Consider the following 17,877-nt stretch of genomic DNA (forward strand, 5'->3'; position numbering starts at 1 on the left):
CCTATAGCCCCAGGTAGGAATCAAGGCCCACGGTCAGTCCCTCGTGGGAAGCGACCTCGCGCACACCGAGGAGAACCCCCGGGACGAAGGACGTGCGATCATAAGAATCCTGGCGGATGGTCAACGTTTGACCCTGCGCTCCGAAGATAATGTCCTCGTGCGCCACCATCCCCGTCATCCGCACGCCATGCACGCGAACCCCATCGACATCGGCGCCGCGCGCACCCTCGAGCGTTTGGTCAGTGGCATCGGGAATCGGACCCAAACCGGCCGCTTTACGCGCAGCGGCAATTGCCTGCGCCGTATGAATGGCCGTGCCGGACGGTGCGTCGAGTTTATTCGGATGGTGGTATTCGACGACCTCAGCAGAATCGAAGAAACGCGCGGCCTGGGCGGCGAAATTCATCGCCAGGACCGCAGAAATAGCAAAGTTCGGAGCGATGAGAACATTGCCGGCCCCATCGGCAGCGCACCAAGCGCGCACCTGATCGAGGCGATCAGCATCGAAACCAGTCGTACCAACAACCGCGTTGATGCCATGGGCAATACAAAACTCCAAGTTGCCCATCACCACACCGGGAGTGGTGAAATCGACAACAACTTCCGCGCCGTTATCCACCAACACCTGCAGGCTATCGCCCTGATCGACGGTGGCGACGAGTTCCAGGCCTTCCGCCGCGTTCACTCCCTCAACCACAGCCGAGCCCACACGCCCCTGCGCTCCGAGAACCCCAACCTTGATCGCCATGACTGCCTCCTGCTGATTTAAGGAATATCTGCCAGCACTCTACTCTAGGCGCGCACCATCCCAAGGGTGGGATGAGATGGAGGCCAATACTATTGCTTTGACCCGGCTAAGTTAGAAACATGAAGTTCCCTCAGTATGTGAAGCCCCTGGCCATCGTTGCCATCGTTTCCCTCACCCTGACCGCCTGCAGTGGCGCCACCGAAGAGACAACGCCGCCAGAGGTGGCTAATTCGGAATCCAAAACGTCGGTGATCCCGGCCATCACCTCCGAACTCGGGCCGATCCCGCCCGGCCAAACCAACCGCGCTGACAGGTGGCGCGACCCCTCCCCCAACTCCGAGCTCATGGTTACCGGGGTCACCCTGGAGGACCACGACGACTACGAGGCGCTCATCATCCAGCTCTCCGGCCTGGGTAAACCCGGGTGGGCCACCTACTACACATCTGAACCAACCCAGCAAGGTTCCGGCAACCCCGTTGACTATGTGGGCAATGCCGCATTGCAGTTGACCATCATCGGTACCCCCTATCCCACGGGCACGGACCGCGACGCCGAAATGCTTCCCCACGGCGACTACCCCGGCGGCAGCGTTGTGCGGAGCATTAACTTCACTAGCGTCTTCGAAGCGCAGTCGGAATTCGTGATCGGCTTGGATGAGCAAGTCAGCTACAACCTCAAGTACGATCCCGACCTCAATCAAGTGGTAGCGGAGTTCGTCAAGGGGTAGCTTTCCAAAGATTCCCTTCTTAGAGAGTTCTGGTAGGCCCGACACGTGCCAGCCCAACAGACGACAAGGCCCGCGAGCCCCCAGGGGGCTCGCGGGCTTTCCGCAATCAGTGAGGGACCTAGTTGTCCTCAACCGGGGCGAGGGAGATCTTGCCGCGGTTGTCGATGTCAACGATCTCGACCTGAAGCTTGTCGCCGACGTTGACCACGTCTTCGACCTTCTCCACGCGGGTGTCGCCACCCAGCTTCGAGATGTGGACTAGTCCGTCGCGACCCGGCGTCAGGGACACGAACGCACCGAACGGAACGGTCTTGACCACGGTGCCGAGGAAGCGCTCGCCGACCTTGGGCAGCTGCGGGTTGGCGATGGAATTGACGCGCTCGATGGCGGCGTCGGCAGCTTCGCCGGTGGTGGCGGAGATGTAGACGGTGCCGTCGTCTTCGATGGAGACATCAGCGCCGGTCTCTTCGGTGATGGCGTTGATGGTCTTGCCCTTCGGACCGATGAGCTCACCGATCTTGGACACGGGGACCTTGACGGAGGTGATCTTCGGAGCCAACGGGGACATCTCGTCGGGGCCGTCGATGACCTCAGCCATCGTCTCCAGGATCGCGGTACGCGCATCCTTGGCCTGCTCGAGGGCGTCGGAAAGCACCTGGGACGGGATGCCGTCGAGCTTAGTGTCCAGCTGCAGGGCGGTGATGAACTCGGAGGTGCCAGCGACCTTAAAGTCCATGTCACCGAAAGCGTCTTCGGCGCCGAGGATGTCGGTCAGTGCGACGTACTTCGTGTCGCCGTCAACCTCGCCGGAGACGAGGCCCATGGCAATGCCGGCGACGGGGGCCAGGAGAGGCACGCCGGCGTTGTACATCGACAGGGTCGAGGCACAGACGGAACCCATGGAGGTGGAACCGTTGGAGCCGAGCGCCTCAGAGACCTGGCGGATGGTGTACGGGAAGTCCTCGCGCGACGGGATCACTGGCAGGAGGGCTCGCTCGGCGAGGGCACCGTGGCCGATTTCGCGGCGCTTCGGGGAGCCGACGCGGCCGGTCTCGCCGGTGGAGTACGGCGGGAAGTTGTAGTGATGGATGTAGCGCTTGGCCTTCTCCGGGGACAGCGAGTCGATCTGCTGCTCCATCTTGAGCATGTCCAAGGTGGTGACACCGAGGATTTGGGTCTCGCCGCGCTCGAACAGTGAGGAGCCGTGGGCGCGGGGAATGAGCTCGACCTCGATGCCGAGATCGCGGATGGCGGCGACGCCACGGCCGTCGATACGGAAGCCCTCGGTGAGGATCTTCGTGCGGACGATGTTCTTCATCACGGCGTTGAACGCGGCACGAATTTCCTTGACAGCGTTCGGATCATCGCCGAAGTTGCTGATGAGCTGCTCTTCCACCTCGACCATGTAGTCGTTGGCGGCGTCTTCGCGCTCGTGCTTGGCCTTGATGGTCATGATCTGGCCGAGCTTGCGGGAGGCCTTCTTCTCCACCAGTGCGTACACGTCATCGGAGTACGGCGGGAAGAGCGGGAACTCGCGGGTGGCCTTGGCGGTCTCCTTGGCCAGGCCAGCCTGGGCCTTGCACAGGATCTCGATGAACGGCTTGGCAGCCTCGAGGCCTTCGGACACAGTGGACTCGGTCGGTGCGGGAGCACCGTTCTTGACCAGTTCGAAGACGTTATTGCCGGCGCCGGCTTCGACCATCATGATCGCGACGTCGTCGACCTTCTTGTTGCCCTTCTTTCGGGTCACCATGCGGCCAGCGACGACCATCTCGAACACGCAACGCTCGCGCTGCTCCTGGTTCGGGAAGGCGACCCACTGGCCCTTCGGGTGCTTGTCATCGGCGATCAGGGCCATGCGCACACCGCCGACGGGGCCGGACACGGGCAGTCCCGAGAGCTGAGTAGCGGCAGAGGCGCCGTTGATGGCAACGACGTCGTAGTAGTCTTCCGGCACCTGAGACATGACGGTGATGACGACCTGCACCTCGTTGCGCAGACCCTTCACGAAGGTCGGGCGCAGCGGGCGGTCGATGAGGCGACATGCCAGGATCGCGTCGGTCGAGGGGCGACCCTCGCGGCGGAAGAAGGAACCGGGGATGCGACCAGCGGCGTACATCCGCTCCTCGACATCGACGGTGAGCGGGAAGAAATCAAAGCCCTCGCGGGGCTGGTTGGATGCCGTGGTGGTGGCCAGCAGCATGTTGTCATCATCCAGGTAGGTGGTCACAGATCCGCCGGCCTGGCGCGCAAGCTGGCCAGTTTCGAAACGGATGGTGCGGGTACCAAAGTCCCCGTTATCAATAGTCGCGACCGCCTCGGTCACGCCGAACTCTTCATCAACGTTGATTTCAACGTTTGCCATATGTGTTTTTCTCCTCTTGGGGTGTTGCTCGGCGATCGTCGGTGCCGCCGGTTTGAGCTGTCAAATACAACGAGTATCTACACTATCAGGCATGTCAATGTTGGTGTTGTGGGCGTTGCCAACAATCGTCTGACTGGCGGCGGGGAAACCGCGTTGCTTCCCGACGCCGCCATCACCCACACCTCCACCCGCACCTTCGGCGTTGCCAGCGCCATCACGGTCGCCGCGGCCGCCATCGGTGAGGAAATTTCTTCCTCTTCCCCCACCTTGTCCTTCTGCTTATCGACGCCCGCCTCTGGCCACTGTTGCCCGCAAAGTTTCTCATTTCAGTGTTGCTAGGGGTGCTGCGGGAGCGATCCAGCTTCCTGTGGCCGGCCGCGCTCGCCCACGTGATGGCCAATGTGGGCACCGGCTTGATCATCGTTGGGTGAGAATCACCGAAGCCCGCCCCGCCGTAAACGGCGGAACGGGCTTGCAGTAAAAGTCGTAGGCGCTCTTAGCGACGCAGGCCCAGGCGGGCGATCAGGTCACGGTAGCGGTCGATGTTGTTGGCTGCCAGGTACTTCAGCAGGCCACGACGACGTCCGACGAGGAGCAGCAGACCACGACGGGAGTGGTGATCGTGCTTGTGGAACTTCAGGTGCTCGGTCAGGTCGTTGATGCGCTTGGTGAGCATTGCCACCTGTGCCTCGGGGGAACCGGTGTCGGTCTCGTGGAGGCCGTATTCCTTGAGGATTTCGCTCTTCTGTGCAGAAGTCAGTGCCATGATGATTCTCTTCTCGTTGTTTCAGTCCACATGAAATGTCCCGGGGCTCCGGGCGGCGCGACTGCTGTGAACCGCAGTCATGATGAGCCTCGGGGTATGTTACCGGCCCGGGTGGCTAGCGACCAAATCCTTCATCGTCTTCCTCATTGTCGAAGCGAAGGAGAGTGAGCTTGGGCCTTGGCAGATCGTCTTCGTCAAAGGCCGCTTTCACGTCGTCAACGTCGAGGAAATGTACGGCCAGCGCCACCGAGTGTTCGCACCAGGTCTTAAACAGGCCCGCCACGTCCGGACAGGAGCAGCCGGGCGCTACCGATATCGACTTTCCGTCCCATTCCAAGGAGGCGGTGAAGGGCTTGGGATTACGAATGATGCCACCCAACCGCCGTGGCCCCTGGTAGATGACCTCGACGCCCGTGGATTCCACTATCGCTTTACCCGCCAGGAAATCCTCATAGTCCGCCTCTTTTTTCACCTGCTCGACGGAGAGGACATCGCGGATGTTCACGCCTGTGGCAGCCATGCATCCGCCTCCGTGTACACAATCGCGAATGGCAGCGTCGAGTTTTCTTCGCTGAACCACACGAGCACGGGACCATTCTCCCCCAGCACCACGGGCTGCTGTGGAGCGCGCATCGCACTGCGGATGATGACAGTCTCGGCTTCGACGCGCGCTCCCCGGTCATCGAGGTCGAGCGTGATTCTTTGCCGAGTCGGCCGATCCATTCCCTTGACAAAGGCCTCGTAGTCGACCTGTTGCGCCGGTACCTGAATGGGTGTGGTGTGGGCCTTAGCCGAAAACGTCTTCATCCAGCCGCGCACGCCCGCCACGATGGCCCAGGCATCGAGCTCCTCTTGAGTTTCGCTGGGCAGCTCGGCGAACCATGCCCAGACTTGGTGTTCCCCCAAGCGCATGGGTGCCCGGGCGAGAGTCACCTCCCCCACCTCGGCAACCATCCCTTCCTGAACGAGAACGCCCTGGTAGCTTCCCCCGCGGTACCCGTTGAAGGACACCCGCGAGGCATCCCACGACATGAGCCCCGTATCGATTGTGCAGGTGACCGCGAAGGGCGTGACCTCTACGACGGATAAACCGGCGAGGAGGTGGGGTAGCTCGCCGTCCAATTCGGCAGGCAAGTTCACCAGCGGCAGCTGCTCGGCGGCGATGCGCAAGGTCACGGGGTCGAAGGCGGCGACGCCCTCTTTGAATTCCATCAGTGCTCACCTGCCAGGGAGGTCAACCGGGACATGAACTCACCGAGGAAGCGATCCACATCCACGCCTACCGCGACTCGGGAGGTCTTCACTGGATCATTGAGCCTGGTGTGGTCGCCGATGGTGCGCCCGCGAGTGGGGCCTTCGGTGTCCACCATCATGTTGATATCCACGGTGCTCACCAGCGTCGGATCAGCGGCCACCGCCACGGCCAAAGGATCGTGGAGCCCGCAGCCCCCGAGATCTGGATCAAATTTTTCGTAGGAGCGGATGTAGTAGTCGGTGGCATCGGCGAGGAAGGTGCCACGCGCGGTACCCAGCTCCCGCCAGACAGCCGTTTCCTTAACCGTGAGCAGGGTCCGGAGTGTGACATCGAGCCCGATCATCGAGACGTCGCGGCAGCGCCGGAACACCAGGTCAGAGGCCTCCGGGTCTTGATGGATATTCACCTCGGCCCAGTGTTTGATGTTGCCGGGCACGGTGAGGGCTCCGCCCATCATGACGATGTGCGCGTTCTCGGCGAAGAAGGGGTCTGCATCCACGGCCGCCGCTATGGTGGTCGATGGCCCCGTCGGCACAATCACGAGGTCATCGCCATGCTCCCGCACGGACCGCAGCAGGAAATCCACCGCACCTTCCTCCTGCACCTGCGCTTTCGGTTCAGGCAGCACGGCCTCCCCCACACCGTTGGAACCGTGGATGAAGGAGGAGATCTCAAGGACCTCGAACCCGGGTTTTTGCGGGCCGGCAAACACCGGCACTTCCTCGCGGCCGAAGAGCTCCAAGATAGCCAGGGCATTGCGAACCCCGGTTTCGACGAGGACGTTGCCATAAGTACCGGTGACACCGATCAACTCCAGTTCAGGCGAGCTAAGCGCGTAAACCAGGGCGAGCGCGTCATCAATACCGGTGTCTAGATCGAGGATTACTTTGCGTGCCATGGTGTCGGACTCCTAGTTGATGTCGAGGATTTCGCGGACCTTACTCACATCATTATTGATGGCTGTGAGCAATTCTTCGACAGACGTGAACTTTTCCATGCTGCGAATGTGACCGATGAAGGCGACGTCAGCTTCGTACCCGTAGAGGTCAGCGTCGCGGTCCAGGATGAAGGATTCGACGCTGCGTCGCTCGTCTCCGAAGGTGGGATTGGTGCCCACGGAGATCGCCGCCGGGTAGGCCACTCCCGGTTCCATGTCGCCATCAATAGCGCGGGGGCCTTTGACGGTGAACCATCCGGCGTAGACGCCGTCGGCGGGAAGGGCGACGTCGTCAAGAAAGTACTGGTTGGCGGTGGGGAAACCGAGTTGCTTTCCGCCCCGACCAGCGCCACGGACGACAGGCCCGGTGATGGTGTAGGGGTGGCCCAGAGCCCACGCGGCGTGTTCGACGTCACCGGCTTGGAGGTAGTCCCGGATCGAGGAGGAGCAGATGCGCTGTCCGTCTTCCTGCAGTAGCTCGACAATCTCGACATCGATGCCAAGTTCCTTGCCAATTTCCCGGGCAGTATCGGCCGTACCTGCGGCATCCTTGCCAAAAGTGAAGTTCTCCCCCACTACTAGGGCCGTGGCGCCCAAGGTGTTATGGAGCAGCTCCGTGAAGTACTCCTGCGGGTTCAAGCCCGCGAGCTCGCGGGTGAAGTCGACGACCAGAGCCGCATCAATACCCATCTCCCCAGCCAGGGCTAGGCGCTGTTCCAGGCTCGTGAGCATCATGGGGGCACGTTCGGGCAGGAACACCGACAATGGGTGTGGGTCGAAAGTGACCATGACGGCGGGGATACCGCGTTCCTCAGCCAGTTGGGAAGCCCGCTCGATGAGTTGCTGATGCCCGCGGTGCACGCCATCAAAAACGCCAATGGTGACGACAGACGCCTCAAGGGACGCCGGGACATTGCCTATTCCGTGCCAAACAATCACCGCTTCAGACTACGGCATACACTTCCCGTATGACTGATGCACTAGCCAGCTCGGGGCTCGTCGTGGTGGACAAGCCAGCCGGGATGACCTCCCACGATGTCGTGGCCCGCCTCCGCCGGATCTTCTCCACTCGCCGGGTCGGCCACGCCGGGACGCTCGATCCCATGGCCACCGGCGTGCTGGTCGTCGGCATCGAACGAGGCACCAAGTTCCTCGCCCACCTCGTTGCCACCACGAAATCTTATGACGCCACCATTCGCCTCGGCGCGTCGACGACGACCGATGACGCCGAGGGTGAGGTGCTGAGTGAGGCTGGGGCGGCGTCGATAAGCAATGACGACGTGCTCGCCGCCATGGCGGCGCTGACCGGCGACATCATGCAGCGGCCCGCGTCCGTGAGCGCCATCAAGATCGATGGCAAGCGCGCGCACGAGCGCGTCCGAGCCGGTGAGGAGATCGACATTCCGGCCCGCCCTGTCGCCGTCAGCCGCTTCGAGGCACTTGCTTATCGACGTCCCGCTGACTACCTCGACATCGACGTCACCGTCGATTGTTCCTCCGGCACCTACATCCGTTCGCTTGCCCGCGATCTCGGGGAAGCGCTCGGCGTCGGCGGGCACCTCACCGCCCTCCGACGAACAGAGGTCGGCCCGTTCCAGTTGAGTGATGCGCTAACGCTCGACGAGCTGGAAGCCTCCCCCCGACTCTCGCTCAGCCTTGACGACGCCCTCGCCCGCTCCTACCCGGTCCTCCACGTCAGCGAGGAGGAGGCGGCCGCCCTGGCCATGGGCAAATGGCTCGAACCCCGCGGGCTCTCCGGCACCCACGCGGCTGTCGCCCCCGACGGACGTTCCATTGCGCTGATTAGGGAAAAGGGTAAACGCCTGGCCACCGTGTTCGTGGCCCGCCCGAGCACTATCTGAGCGCTCGAAGCAGCATCTGGATAAAGCGGCTGTGGTCCCCGTTGCTTGCGGCCAAGTCTGCCCACGTCACATGGATGCGAGGGATACCGGCATTCGTCAACGCGCGATCCCTCTCCCGATCCTTTCTCATCTGCTCCCGCGGCTCGACCCCCGTCGTGGCCCCGTCGTACTTCTGCTCCCCGTCGGTTTCCACCACAAGATACCCATTGACCAGCAAGTCTCCCCGGTAACGTCCGCCCAATAGTTTGGGTTGTACCTCGATGCTCGTGACCTCCGGAAGGTCGACCAACAGGATCTGCGCCCGAGCCCACGACTCCGCCGGGCTCTCCGCCCGCCCATCCGCCAGCTCCAGCGCCCTGATCGCCCGCGAGCGAAACTTCATCCGCCCCAAGCCATCCAGGTGCTGCATTGCCACGGGCTTGGTGATCTGATCCATCCGCAAAATCGCGTCAAAAGCCAGAATCCCATCCGCAACCCCCTCGAATCGCGCCAGGTCGGCAGCCGTCCGGATTAAGCGCGTGACCCTGACCCCCGCCTCCTCGACGATGTGCTCATCCCACAGTTGCGTGTAGCGATACACCACTCCTCTCGGCCACTGAGCCTGCCGGGGAGCCCTCGACGCGCCCGGCAAACACAATTCCACCGGAGCATTCCTGCCCAGCACCGGCAACCCATGAAGTCTCGCCGCCGACTTACCCACCACCACTGCCCTTCTCGCCCCTAAGCCCACCGCAAATGCCCTGATCGCTTCCCTGTCCCACCAGGTAAAACTCTCGAATGCCTCCGCGGGGACTGCGATTTCCGGGCATAGGGCGATAAACCTCCCCTGCGCCAGCTCCCTCGTGAACTTCGGTGTACCCGCCCGCGCGCTCCGCAGCTTGATGAACTCGATCTCTTGGCGCCAATCCCGCATACCCGAAGTATTTGTCATCGAGGGCAGGCGTGGCAGAGTGCTAGGGCTTGGGCTGTGTAGAAGCCCTGATGTGAGTGGGGGTTATCCACAGGAGTGTTCCGGAAAGTGCAATTCGACTTGACCAATTCCACTTCACCCATTAATCGAGTACCCCTCGTCCCCTACTCGATTAATGGGTGAACTCAGATCGCACTTTCCCACCGCGGGCTCTGCGGACGCCTCAACCTTGCGCACTGACCAGGCTCACCCAAAAGTGCAATTCGACTTCACCAATTCCACTTCACTCATTAACCGAGTACCCCTCGTCCCCCACTCGATTAATGAGTGAACTCAGATCGCACTTTCCGAACTCAGGCGCCCGCGATCACCGCGGTCGTCGCGACGACGTACCCGTCGCGGATGACCCAGCGACCTTCGATGAAAGGCACCGGTGTGGGGCGGACGAGTAGGTAGGAGATGAAGGTACCGTCGTCGCGCAGATCGATTTCCGCCTGTTCGAACCCGAGCCAGCGGTGGGTCATGGGGAACCACGCCTTATAGGTCGCTTCTTTTGCGCAGAAGAGGAGGCGGTCGGCGCAGTCGATGCCGTTGACGGCGAGGCGTTCGAGTTGGGCCATTTCACCGGGGCGAGCGATGGAACTGACGACTTCGCAGGGGAGGGGTTCGGCGGGTTCGGCATCGAGGCCCATGGAGCGGACATGAGTTTGGGGGGCGACCACTGCCCCGCGGAATCCCTCGGTATGGGTCATGGAGCCAGTGATGTGCGGCGGCCAGAGTGGCATGCCGCGTTCGCCGCGGAGGATGGGTTCGGCTTCGCCGAGGCCAAGGTTCCGTAGAGCCTGATGGGCGCACCAACGAGCATCACCGAATTCGGCTTTGCGCAGGTCAACGGAGTGAAAGACGAGGGCTTGCTCCAGGGGATGGAGGCCTTGGAAGTTCTGCAGGTCGGGGCGCTCGCGGTCGGTGATGACGTAGCAGAACTTGGCGGAGTCGGGGAAGAGAGAGGAATCAAGCATCGTTCTCACCAACCGTCATTACTGGGTAAGGCCAAGCATTGAGGTGGCCGTGGCGTTCCCATTCGCGCGGGTAGCCGAGGGAGACCTCGATGTGGGGGATGCCATCGACGAGGCGTTCTCCAGGCATGTGGAGGTGCCCGTATATGACCGCTTGAGCTTTGTAGCGCTCCGGCCAGGTGCGGGTATGGCGGGTGCCGCACCACAGTCCGATCTCGGAAATGCGCATGTCCAGGGTGGGATCTTGGACGAGGGGCCAGTGGTTGATCAGGATGGTCGGGCCGTCGATACGCGAGAGGCGTTTGATGGAATACGCCAGTCGGTCCCAGCACCAGGCACGAATGTCGACGAAGGGGGCGATGGCGAACTCGTCGGTCATCATGATCTGTTTTGCCCGTGCGGCGTCGATGGCTTGCTCGACGGTGAGGCCGGGTCGGCGGAAACTGTAGTCATACAGGGTAAACAGCGGAACAATTGTCACTCCGTTGAAAACCGGGTAGGGGTCTTCCGGGGTGAAGATGTCAAGGGCGCGGCAGCCTTCCACCAGTTCGGTGTACTTGTCGCGCCCTTGAAAGCGTTCGGTAGAGCGGGAGAAGAGTTCGTGGTTGCCGGGCACCCAGATCACCTGGGCGAACCGGGAACGGAGTTGTTTAAGGATCCGGAGGACGAGGTCCGTGCGTTCTGCCACGTCGCCGGCGACGATGAGCCAGTCGGAAGGGTCGGCCGGTTGGATTTCGTCGATGCGAACCGCATTCGCTTTGACGGCTGCGTGTAAGTCGCTGACGGCCCACAATGTGGTGCTCACGTTGGCCACCTCCTTCCTCGTGTCATCTTATGCCCTCACTTGTCTATCACAGCCCACTTCATCGATTGGAAACGCCAGATCACCGCCAGCATTCTCAACACGATGAAGGCGAGCAAGCCGATCCAGATACCGGTGAGTCCGCCGTCGACGGCGAAGGAGATCCATACGCCTGGCAGGAATCCGAAAAGTACAGCGCCAATGGTGATGGTGCGGAGGAAGGCAGCGTCACCTGCTCCGAGAAGCACGCCGTCGAGGGCGAAGACAACACCGCCAAGGATGATCATGCAAATCATCAGCCACCACGGCGTAGCAATCGCGTCGAGGACCGATTGGTCGGTGGTGAAGATGCGCGGAATAACACCCGCAAACAGCGCGAACACCAGAGCCAAACCCGCAGCAAAGACCATGGAGTAGATGGTCACTTTCTTGCCCACATGCTTGGCGACGTCCACCGCTCCCCGCCCGAGCGCCGCCCCTGTCAGGGCCTGCGCGGCGATGGCGAGTGAATCTAGCACGAGGGTAATGAAGTTCCACAGCTGCAGGAGGATCTGGTGCGCGGCCAATGAGGCGGTGCCAAAACGTGCTGCGACAGCCGCCGCTGAAACAAAAGCTACTTGGAAGGACAACGAACGGAGAATCAGGTCGCGGCCCATCACCAGTTGACGGCGCATGATCGACCAGCGGGGCGCCCAGCTGCCGCTATGTTCCCGGTGCAAGGCCGCGAGGAAGCAAATGGAGCTGATACCAATGCCGACAACGTTGGCCCACGCGGAACCCACGAGGCCAAAGCGGGACACGAGGATCGGGATGAGGATGGCGCCAGGAATGACCCCGGCGAGGGTGAAGTAGAAAGGCCATCGCGTGTTTTGAATGCCGCGCAGCCAACCGTTGCCCGCCATGTCAATCAGGGTCAAGGGAATCGCTAACGCCGCGACGTGCATCCACGTTGCTGCCGCGGCAGCTGTATCGGGATTTCCGGTGATGGCGAGTGCAATTCTCTCGGCGAACAGCCACACCAGCGAGGCGATGACGAGGCCGACTCCCAACCCTACCCAGGTTGCCTGCACGCCTTCGGCGACGGCTTCTTGGCGCTTGCCCGCGCCGAAGAGGCGGGCCGAGCGGGCCGTCGTACCGTAGGAGAGGAAGGTCAGCTGGGTGGTGACGGTGGATTGGACTGTCGTGCCCACGGCGAGGGCTGCCAGCTCGAAGGCGCCGAGCCGGCCGATGACGGCGGTGTCGAGAAGCAAGTACAGCGGCGTGGCAGCGAGGACTCCCAGGGCGGGAAAGGCGAGACCGAAAATTTGCCGGGCTGAAACGTCCTTCATCGACCAACCTGAGCCAACAAAGCCGCTACCACCTCGTCAGCATTTCCGCAGGCGGTGTAACCGGCGGCCGGGATATGGCCGCCGCCGCCCATGGCAACGGCCACGCGGGAGACGTCCACGGAATTCGAGCGCAGGGAGGCGTGCCAGAGGCCGGGGGCGGACTCTTTGAACACCACGCCCAAGTCAGTGTTGTCCAGGGAACGAACGAAGTCGACGAGGCCCTCGGCTGCGGATAGTGAGGCACTGGCCAATAGATCGTGGTCGGCGACGATCACCGCCACCCGATGTTCACCGGCCTGGTACACGGCCACCCGGGATAACGCCTGGCCAATCATCCGTAGGTCTGCCACGGAGCCAGAGTCGAGGAGGTCCGTCGAGATCTCCCGGATATCAATGCCCGTTCTCATGAGCTGTGCCGCGAAGGTGTGCATGGCAGCACTCCCCCACCGGAAGCCTCCCGTATCGGTGAGCAAACCGGCGTACAGGCAATGAGCGATGTGCCTGTCGATTTGCACTTCGAGCACATCAAAAAGCCTGCCCAGGATCGTCGTCGTGGACTCGGCATCGCGGACGATGAGGTTGACGGCCCCAAAACCGGCGTTGGATGAGTGGTGGTCGATGACCAAGGTGGCCCCCGCCCGCCGACCGATGTCCTCGGCCAGCGAGCCGGTCCGATCAAGCGCCCCGCAGTCGACGGTGGTGATGAGGTCAACCTCGGGCAGCTCGTCGGAGAGGATGACCTCGTCGGCACCGGGGATGCTCAGCAGGTTATCGGCGAAGGGGTGCGATTGGCCGATGTAGCCGGCCGCGTCCTTGCCAAGTTGGCGCAGGGCGGTGACGGTGGCGCACACGGACCCGATGGCATCCGCGTCTGGGCGGATATGGCCGACGACGGCAATTTTGCGCGCCGGCCGGATAATCGCCGCTGCCTCGGCGTAGAGGGACACTAATCTTCCGTCCGGTACGGGTTCGCGTCACCGGCGGGCTTGGCGTTTTCCTTCAGGCGCGCCAGCTCTTCGTCGCGAGCCTTGGCCCGGGCGAGCAGCTCCTCCATGTGAGCGGAGGCTTCCGGCACAGCGTCATATTCGAAGGACAGGGTCGGGGTGAAACGGACGCCGAGCTCGTCGCCGACAATCTTGCGCAGTTGACCGCGTGCGCGGTGGAGGGCCTCGGCAGCGGCGTCGAGGTCGGGTTTTTCCTCCAGGGTGCGACCGCGGACGGTGTAAAAGACGGTCGCATCGTGCAGATCGCCGGTGACGCGGGTGTCAGTAACCGTGACGAGCTCGAGGCGACGGTCCTTGACTTCGCGCTCGATAGCGGAGGCCACGATGGTCTGAATGCGCTTGGCCATCCGGGCGGCGCGGGCGTGATCGGCCATGGTGTGCTGGTTCCTTTGAGTCGACGGGGTGTTTTAGGTACTTGAGTCTACCTGTGCGATCCGCAGGCCCGGCAGCGGCCAGGGTCGGCGAGGTTGGTGCGCTTGCTCGAAGGGATAGCCGAGGGAGACATCGAAATGCGGGACGCCCTCGATCATCAGCTCGCGCGGCATGTGCAGATGGCCGTGGGCCACCGCGACCGCCCGGTAGCTACTGGCGAAGTCCCTGGTCAAGGTGGTGCCGCACCACAATGCCATCTCAGGGTGAAACATCGCTTGGGTGGGTTCGATGACCAGGGGCCAATGGTTGACCAGGAAGGTCTTTCCCTTAACAGCATCGAGGCGTCGGCGAGAGTAGTCCACCCTTTCGCGGCACCACTCCGGAATGTCAACGTAGGGGGCGATGAAGAGGACGTCGTCAAGCGTGGCCCGCGCTTCGGCTGCGGCGGCGAGGGCCTGTTCGGCGGTGAGCCCGGGCGGGCGGAAAGAATAATCGTAGAGGGTAAACAGCGGGGCGACGGTGACATCACCGAATACGGGATACGGGTCCTCGGGCGTATCGACGCCCACCTCCCGCAGGGCATCAACCAGCACCCGGTAGCGCTCGCGCCCGCGAAAACGGTCGGTGATGCGGGCGAACAGCTCGTGGTTTCCCGGGGTCCAGATAACACGCGAAAATCGCCGCCGGAGGGCGGCGAGCGTATCGACGACGACGTCGATAGCCTCTGCCACATCTCCAACGACGATTAGCCAATCACCTGGCTCCGCCGGCCGCAGACGCTCAACGCGTTCGCGGTTGGCGGGCCAGGTGATGTGGAGGTCCGAGACCACCCAGAGGGTGCGCGGCATGTTAGTCGCGCGGAACCTCGACCTGCTCGATGACGGTGATCTTGTCCCCGACCTCGATGTTCGGGTAGGACAGGACCATACCGCACTCGTAGCCGGCCGCGACCTCAGTCACGTCGTCCTTTTCCCGACGCAGCGAATTGATCGTGGCGCTTTCGGTCACGACTGCCCCATCACGAGTGATGCGGACGGGGGCGTTACGGCGCACCTTGCCGCTTTCGACCATGCAACCTGCGATGAGGCCCACGGAAGAAGCCTTGAAGATGGCACGGATCTCGGCGGTACCGACCTCGCGCTCCTCGTAGATCGGCTTGAGCATGCCCTTGAGAGCAGCCTCGACCTCTTCGATAGCGCGGTAAATGACGGTGTAGTAGCGGATGTCAACGCCCTCTGCGTTGGCTTCCTCGGTTGCCTTGCCCTCAGCGCGAACGTTGAAGGCGATGATCACCGCGTCGGAGGCCGAAGCCAGCGACACGTTGGTCTGGGTGACGGCACCGACACCGCGGTCGATGATGTTGAGCTCGACCTCGTCGTCCATCTCGATCTTGAGCAGGGACTCTTCCAGCGCCTCGACGGAGCCGGCGTTGTCGCCCTTGAGGATGAGGTTGAGAACGCTGGTCTCCTTGAGCACAGCATCCAGATCCTCCAGGGACACGCGCTTGCGGGTCTTCGCCTGCATCGCGGCCCGCTTGCGGGCGTCACGCTGAGCAGCGATCTGACGGGCAACGCGATCGTCCTCGACCACGAGCAGGTTGTCACCGGCGCCGGGGACGCCGTTGAGGCCCTGCATCTGGACGGGGCGGGACGGGCCAGCCTCTTCGACGTCATGACCCATCTCGTCGATCATGCGACGCACGCGACCATAGGTGTCACCGACGACGATGGAGTCACCGACGCGGAGGGTACCGCGCTGGACCAGGACGGTGGCAACGGGGCCACGACCACGGTCGAGGTGGGCTTCGATGGCCACGCCCTGGGCATCCATGTCCGGGTTTGCCCGCAGGTCGAGGGAAGCATCGGCAGTCAGAACGACAGCCTCCAGCAGCTCATCAATGTTGATGCCCTGCTTTGCGGAGATGTTGACGAACATGGTGTCGCCGCCATACTCCTCGGCGACGAGGCCGTACTCGGTGAGCTGGCCACGGATCTTGTCCGGCTGAGCCTCCGGCTTATCGATCTTGTTCACTGCCACCACGATCGGCACGTCAGCGGCCTTCGCGTGGTTGATGGCCTCTACCGTTTGCGGCATGACACCGTCGTCGGCGGCGACCACGAGGATCGCAATATCCGTGGACTTGGCGCCACGGGCACGCATGGCGGTAAACGCCTCGTGGCCCGGGGTATCCAGGAAGGTGATCTTGCGCTCGCGGCCATCGACCTCGCGCTTGATCTGGTACGCACCGATGCCCTGGGTGATGCCACCGGCCTCACCCGCGCCGACCTCAGCCTTACGGATGGTGTCGAGCAGTCGGGTCTTACCGTGGTCAACGTGACCCATGACGGTAACCACCGGCGGGCGCTTGGCCAGATCGTCCTCGTCGCCGTCGTCCTCACCGAACTGCAGGTCGAAGGACTCGAGCAGCTCGCGGTCCTCGTCCTCGGGGGACACGACGTCCACGACGTAGTTGATCTCCGCGCCGAGCAGCTGAAGAGTCTCCTCCGGCACAGCTGCGGTAGCGGTGATCATCTCGCCGAGGTTGAACAGCGCCTGGACCAATGCGGCCGGATCGGCGTTGATCTTCTCAGCGAAGTCGGACAGGGAGGCACCGCGGCGCAGACGCACGGTGGCACCATTGCCGTCGGGCAGGCGAACGCCACCAATGACGTTCGGTGCCTGCATTGCCTCGTACTCGGAACGCTTCTGACGCTTCGACTTACGTCCACGGCGCGGAGCGCCACCCGGACGACCGAAAGCACCAGCGGTACCACCGCGACGACCGCCACGGCCTGCGCCGCCACCGCCGCCACCGGGGCGGAAGCCGCCGCCCTGGCCGCCCTGGCCACCGCCAGCGCCACCACGACCGCCACGGCCACCGGTGCCAGCAGACTTCTGCGGCATCTGACCGGGGCTCGGGTGGTTCGGCATCATGGCCGGGCTCGGACGACGTCCGCCGCCCTGTGCCGGACGATCAGCACGATCAGCGCCCTGCTGACCACCGCGACCGCCTTGCTGACCGCGGCCGCCCGGCTGTCCGCCCTTGGCGCCGCCGGGACGAGGGCCGCCCTGGCCCGGGCCCTGGCTGCGTCCGCCACCCGGACGAGGAGCCGGACGATCAGTGCCAGAAGAGAAGGGGTTGTTAGCCACGCGGGGGCGGCCACCCGGCTTCGGCATCGGGCGCGGCATGGCCGAACCCGGGGTCGGAGCCGGGGCGGCAGGCTTCGGCGCGTCGGCCTGGGCCGGTGCCGATGAAGCGGGCTTCGGAGAGGCCGGCTTGGGGGCGGCAGGCTTCTTCGCGGCCGGGGTTCCGGCCTCCTTGAAGGTCGGCTGAGCCGGCTTGTCAGCGGGCTTCGGGGCAGACGGTGCTGCCGGGGCCGGAGCCGCGGCGGCGGGCTTGGCCGGAGCGGCTGGCTTGGCGGCAGCCGGCTTCGGTGCGCCCGGCTTCGGTGCACCGGGCTTGGGGGTGGACGACGGCGCTGGGGCAGCGGCGTCGGCCGAAGTCTTGGGGGCAGCGTCTGCGCTGCCACTGTTGTTGTCGTAGTGAGCGCGCATCTTCTTCACCACCGGGGGTTCGATGGTGGATGATGCGGTCTTGACGAACTCGCCTTGCTCCTTGAGCGCGGCAAGTAGTTCCTTACTGGTTACGCCGAGCTGCTTAGCCAGCTCGTGTACGCGTAGCTTTCCGGGCACTTCTCTCCTCTTGGTTTTCTAGAGAACGAGCAAGCCCCGGGGGGTGAGCTCGAACTCTAGATGATGTCTGTGACGTTCATCGCTGATGCTT

The 17,877-nt window shown here is 63.2% G+C and carries 19 protein-coding genes; 4 read left to right on the plus strand and 15 right to left on the minus strand.

Annotated elements, in window-relative coordinates; genetic code table 11:
- Window position 1: 1 nt before the first annotated feature.
- Window positions 2-748 carry a 4-hydroxy-tetrahydrodipicolinate reductase gene (dapB, locus tag CATRI_RS07860; RefSeq protein WP_290216353.1) on the minus strand — a complete coding sequence of 249 codons (747 nt, stop codon included), beginning with the start codon at window positions 746-748 and terminating at the stop codon, window positions 2-4.
- Between the two features lie 119 nt (window positions 749-867).
- Here dapB and CATRI_RS07865 point away from each other — a divergent pair, with 119 nt between their 5' ends.
- Window positions 868-1,476, plus strand: coding sequence for an AMIN-like domain-containing (lipo)protein (locus tag CATRI_RS07865; RefSeq protein ID WP_290216355.1), 609 nt, complete (start codon window positions 868-870; stop codon window positions 1,474-1,476).
- Between the two features lie 118 nt (window positions 1,477-1,594).
- On the opposite strand, the gene CATRI_RS07870 is transcribed toward CATRI_RS07865, so the two are convergent.
- A complete protein-coding gene (locus tag CATRI_RS07870) occupies window positions 1,595-3,841 on the minus strand; it encodes a polyribonucleotide nucleotidyltransferase (RefSeq protein ID WP_435384154.1) in 2,247 nt (748 codons plus the stop codon).
- Between the two features lie 108 nt (window positions 3,842-3,949).
- On the opposite strand from CATRI_RS07870, the gene CATRI_RS07875 reads away from it, so the two are divergent.
- Both CATRI_RS07875 and CATRI_RS13555 read left to right on the plus strand, forming a co-directional pair.
- The gene (locus CATRI_RS07875) at window positions 3,950-4,180 is read left to right on the plus strand and encodes a hypothetical protein (RefSeq protein ID WP_290216356.1); all 231 of its coding nucleotides are present in this window, start codon (window positions 3,950-3,952) and stop codon (window positions 4,178-4,180) included.
- Window positions 4,147-4,272: a hypothetical protein gene (locus CATRI_RS13555; protein ID WP_353959718.1), complete on the plus strand. Its 126-nt coding sequence runs from the start codon at window positions 4,147-4,149 to the stop codon at window positions 4,270-4,272. The genes CATRI_RS07875 and CATRI_RS13555 overlap by 34 nt, the downstream gene beginning before the upstream one ends.
- A 65-nt stretch (window positions 4,273-4,337) precedes the next feature.
- Here the strand turns inward: CATRI_RS13555 and rpsO are convergent, their stop codons facing one another.
- From rpsO to CATRI_RS07900, 5 genes are all read right to left on the minus strand, one after another.
- Complete coding sequence (gene rpsO / locus CATRI_RS07880) at window positions 4,338-4,607, minus strand: 30S ribosomal protein S15 (protein WP_047253283.1); 270 nt, start codon at window positions 4,605-4,607, stop codon at window positions 4,338-4,340.
- Between the two features lie 115 nt (window positions 4,608-4,722).
- Window positions 4,723-5,127: a hypothetical protein gene (locus CATRI_RS07885; protein ID WP_290216359.1), complete on the minus strand. Its 405-nt coding sequence runs from the start codon at window positions 5,125-5,127 to the stop codon at window positions 4,723-4,725.
- Window positions 5,109-5,819 (minus strand): thioredoxin domain-containing protein, encoded by a 711-nt coding sequence (locus tag CATRI_RS07890; protein WP_290216361.1) that lies wholly within the window; start codon window positions 5,817-5,819, stop codon window positions 5,109-5,111. The genes CATRI_RS07885 and CATRI_RS07890 overlap by 19 nt, the downstream gene beginning before the upstream one ends.
- Window positions 5,819-6,760 carry a nucleoside hydrolase gene (locus CATRI_RS07895; RefSeq protein WP_290216363.1) on the minus strand — a complete coding sequence of 314 codons (942 nt, stop codon included), beginning with the start codon at window positions 6,758-6,760 and terminating at the stop codon, window positions 5,819-5,821. Before CATRI_RS07895 ends, CATRI_RS07890 begins: the two co-directional genes overlap by 1 nt.
- A gap of 12 nt (window positions 6,761-6,772) precedes the next feature.
- Window positions 6,773-7,738 (minus strand): bifunctional riboflavin kinase/FAD synthetase, encoded by a 966-nt coding sequence (locus tag CATRI_RS07900; protein WP_290216365.1) that lies wholly within the window; start codon window positions 7,736-7,738, stop codon window positions 6,773-6,775.
- Between the two features lie 29 nt (window positions 7,739-7,767).
- Between CATRI_RS07900 and truB the strand changes: the two genes are divergently transcribed.
- Window positions 7,768-8,661, plus strand: coding sequence for a tRNA pseudouridine(55) synthase TruB (gene truB, locus CATRI_RS07905; protein WP_290216368.1), 894 nt, complete (start codon window positions 7,768-7,770; stop codon window positions 8,659-8,661).
- Here the strand turns inward: truB and CATRI_RS07910 are convergent.
- From CATRI_RS07910 to infB, 8 genes are all read right to left on the minus strand, one after another.
- Window positions 8,654-9,592 (minus strand): putative endonuclease domain-containing protein, encoded by a 939-nt coding sequence (locus CATRI_RS07910; RefSeq protein WP_290216370.1) that lies wholly within the window; start codon window positions 9,590-9,592, stop codon window positions 8,654-8,656. The genes truB and CATRI_RS07910 overlap by 8 nt on opposite strands.
- A 332-nt stretch (window positions 9,593-9,924) precedes the next feature.
- Window positions 9,925-10,590: a 4'-phosphopantetheinyl transferase family protein gene (locus tag CATRI_RS07915; protein ID WP_290216372.1), complete on the minus strand. Its 666-nt coding sequence runs from the start codon at window positions 10,588-10,590 to the stop codon at window positions 9,925-9,927.
- Window positions 10,583-11,392, minus strand: a complete 810-nt coding sequence (locus CATRI_RS07920; RefSeq protein ID WP_290216374.1) for a metallophosphoesterase family protein — start codon at window positions 11,390-11,392, stop codon at window positions 10,583-10,585. Before CATRI_RS07920 ends, CATRI_RS07915 begins: the two co-directional genes overlap by 8 nt.
- Window positions 11,393-11,427: 35 nt before the next feature.
- Window positions 11,428-12,717 (minus strand): MATE family efflux transporter, encoded by a 1,290-nt coding sequence (locus tag CATRI_RS07925; protein ID WP_290216376.1) that lies wholly within the window; start codon window positions 12,715-12,717, stop codon window positions 11,428-11,430.
- A complete protein-coding gene (locus CATRI_RS07930) occupies window positions 12,714-13,664 on the minus strand; it encodes a DHH family phosphoesterase (RefSeq protein WP_290216379.1) in 951 nt (316 codons plus the stop codon). The genes CATRI_RS07925 and CATRI_RS07930 overlap by 4 nt, the downstream gene beginning before the upstream one ends.
- Window positions 13,664-14,095 carry a 30S ribosome-binding factor RbfA gene (rbfA, locus tag CATRI_RS07935; RefSeq protein WP_290216381.1) on the minus strand — a complete coding sequence of 144 codons (432 nt, stop codon included), beginning with the start codon at window positions 14,093-14,095 and terminating at the stop codon, window positions 13,664-13,666. Before rbfA ends, CATRI_RS07930 begins: the two co-directional genes overlap by 1 nt.
- A gap of 33 nt (window positions 14,096-14,128) precedes the next feature.
- Window positions 14,129-14,941 carry a metallophosphoesterase family protein gene (locus CATRI_RS07940; protein WP_290216383.1) on the minus strand — a complete coding sequence of 271 codons (813 nt, stop codon included), beginning with the start codon at window positions 14,939-14,941 and terminating at the stop codon, window positions 14,129-14,131.
- A gap of 1 nt (window position 14,942) precedes the next feature.
- Window positions 14,943-17,786, minus strand: coding sequence for a translation initiation factor IF-2 (gene infB, locus CATRI_RS07945; protein ID WP_290216385.1), 2,844 nt, complete (start codon window positions 17,784-17,786; stop codon window positions 14,943-14,945).
- Between the last annotated feature and the right edge of the window lie 91 nt (window positions 17,787-17,877).

This window comes from Corynebacterium atrinae (genome assembly GCF_030408455.1).
GTDB lineage: Bacteria > Actinomycetota > Actinomycetes > Mycobacteriales > Mycobacteriaceae > Corynebacterium > Corynebacterium atrinae.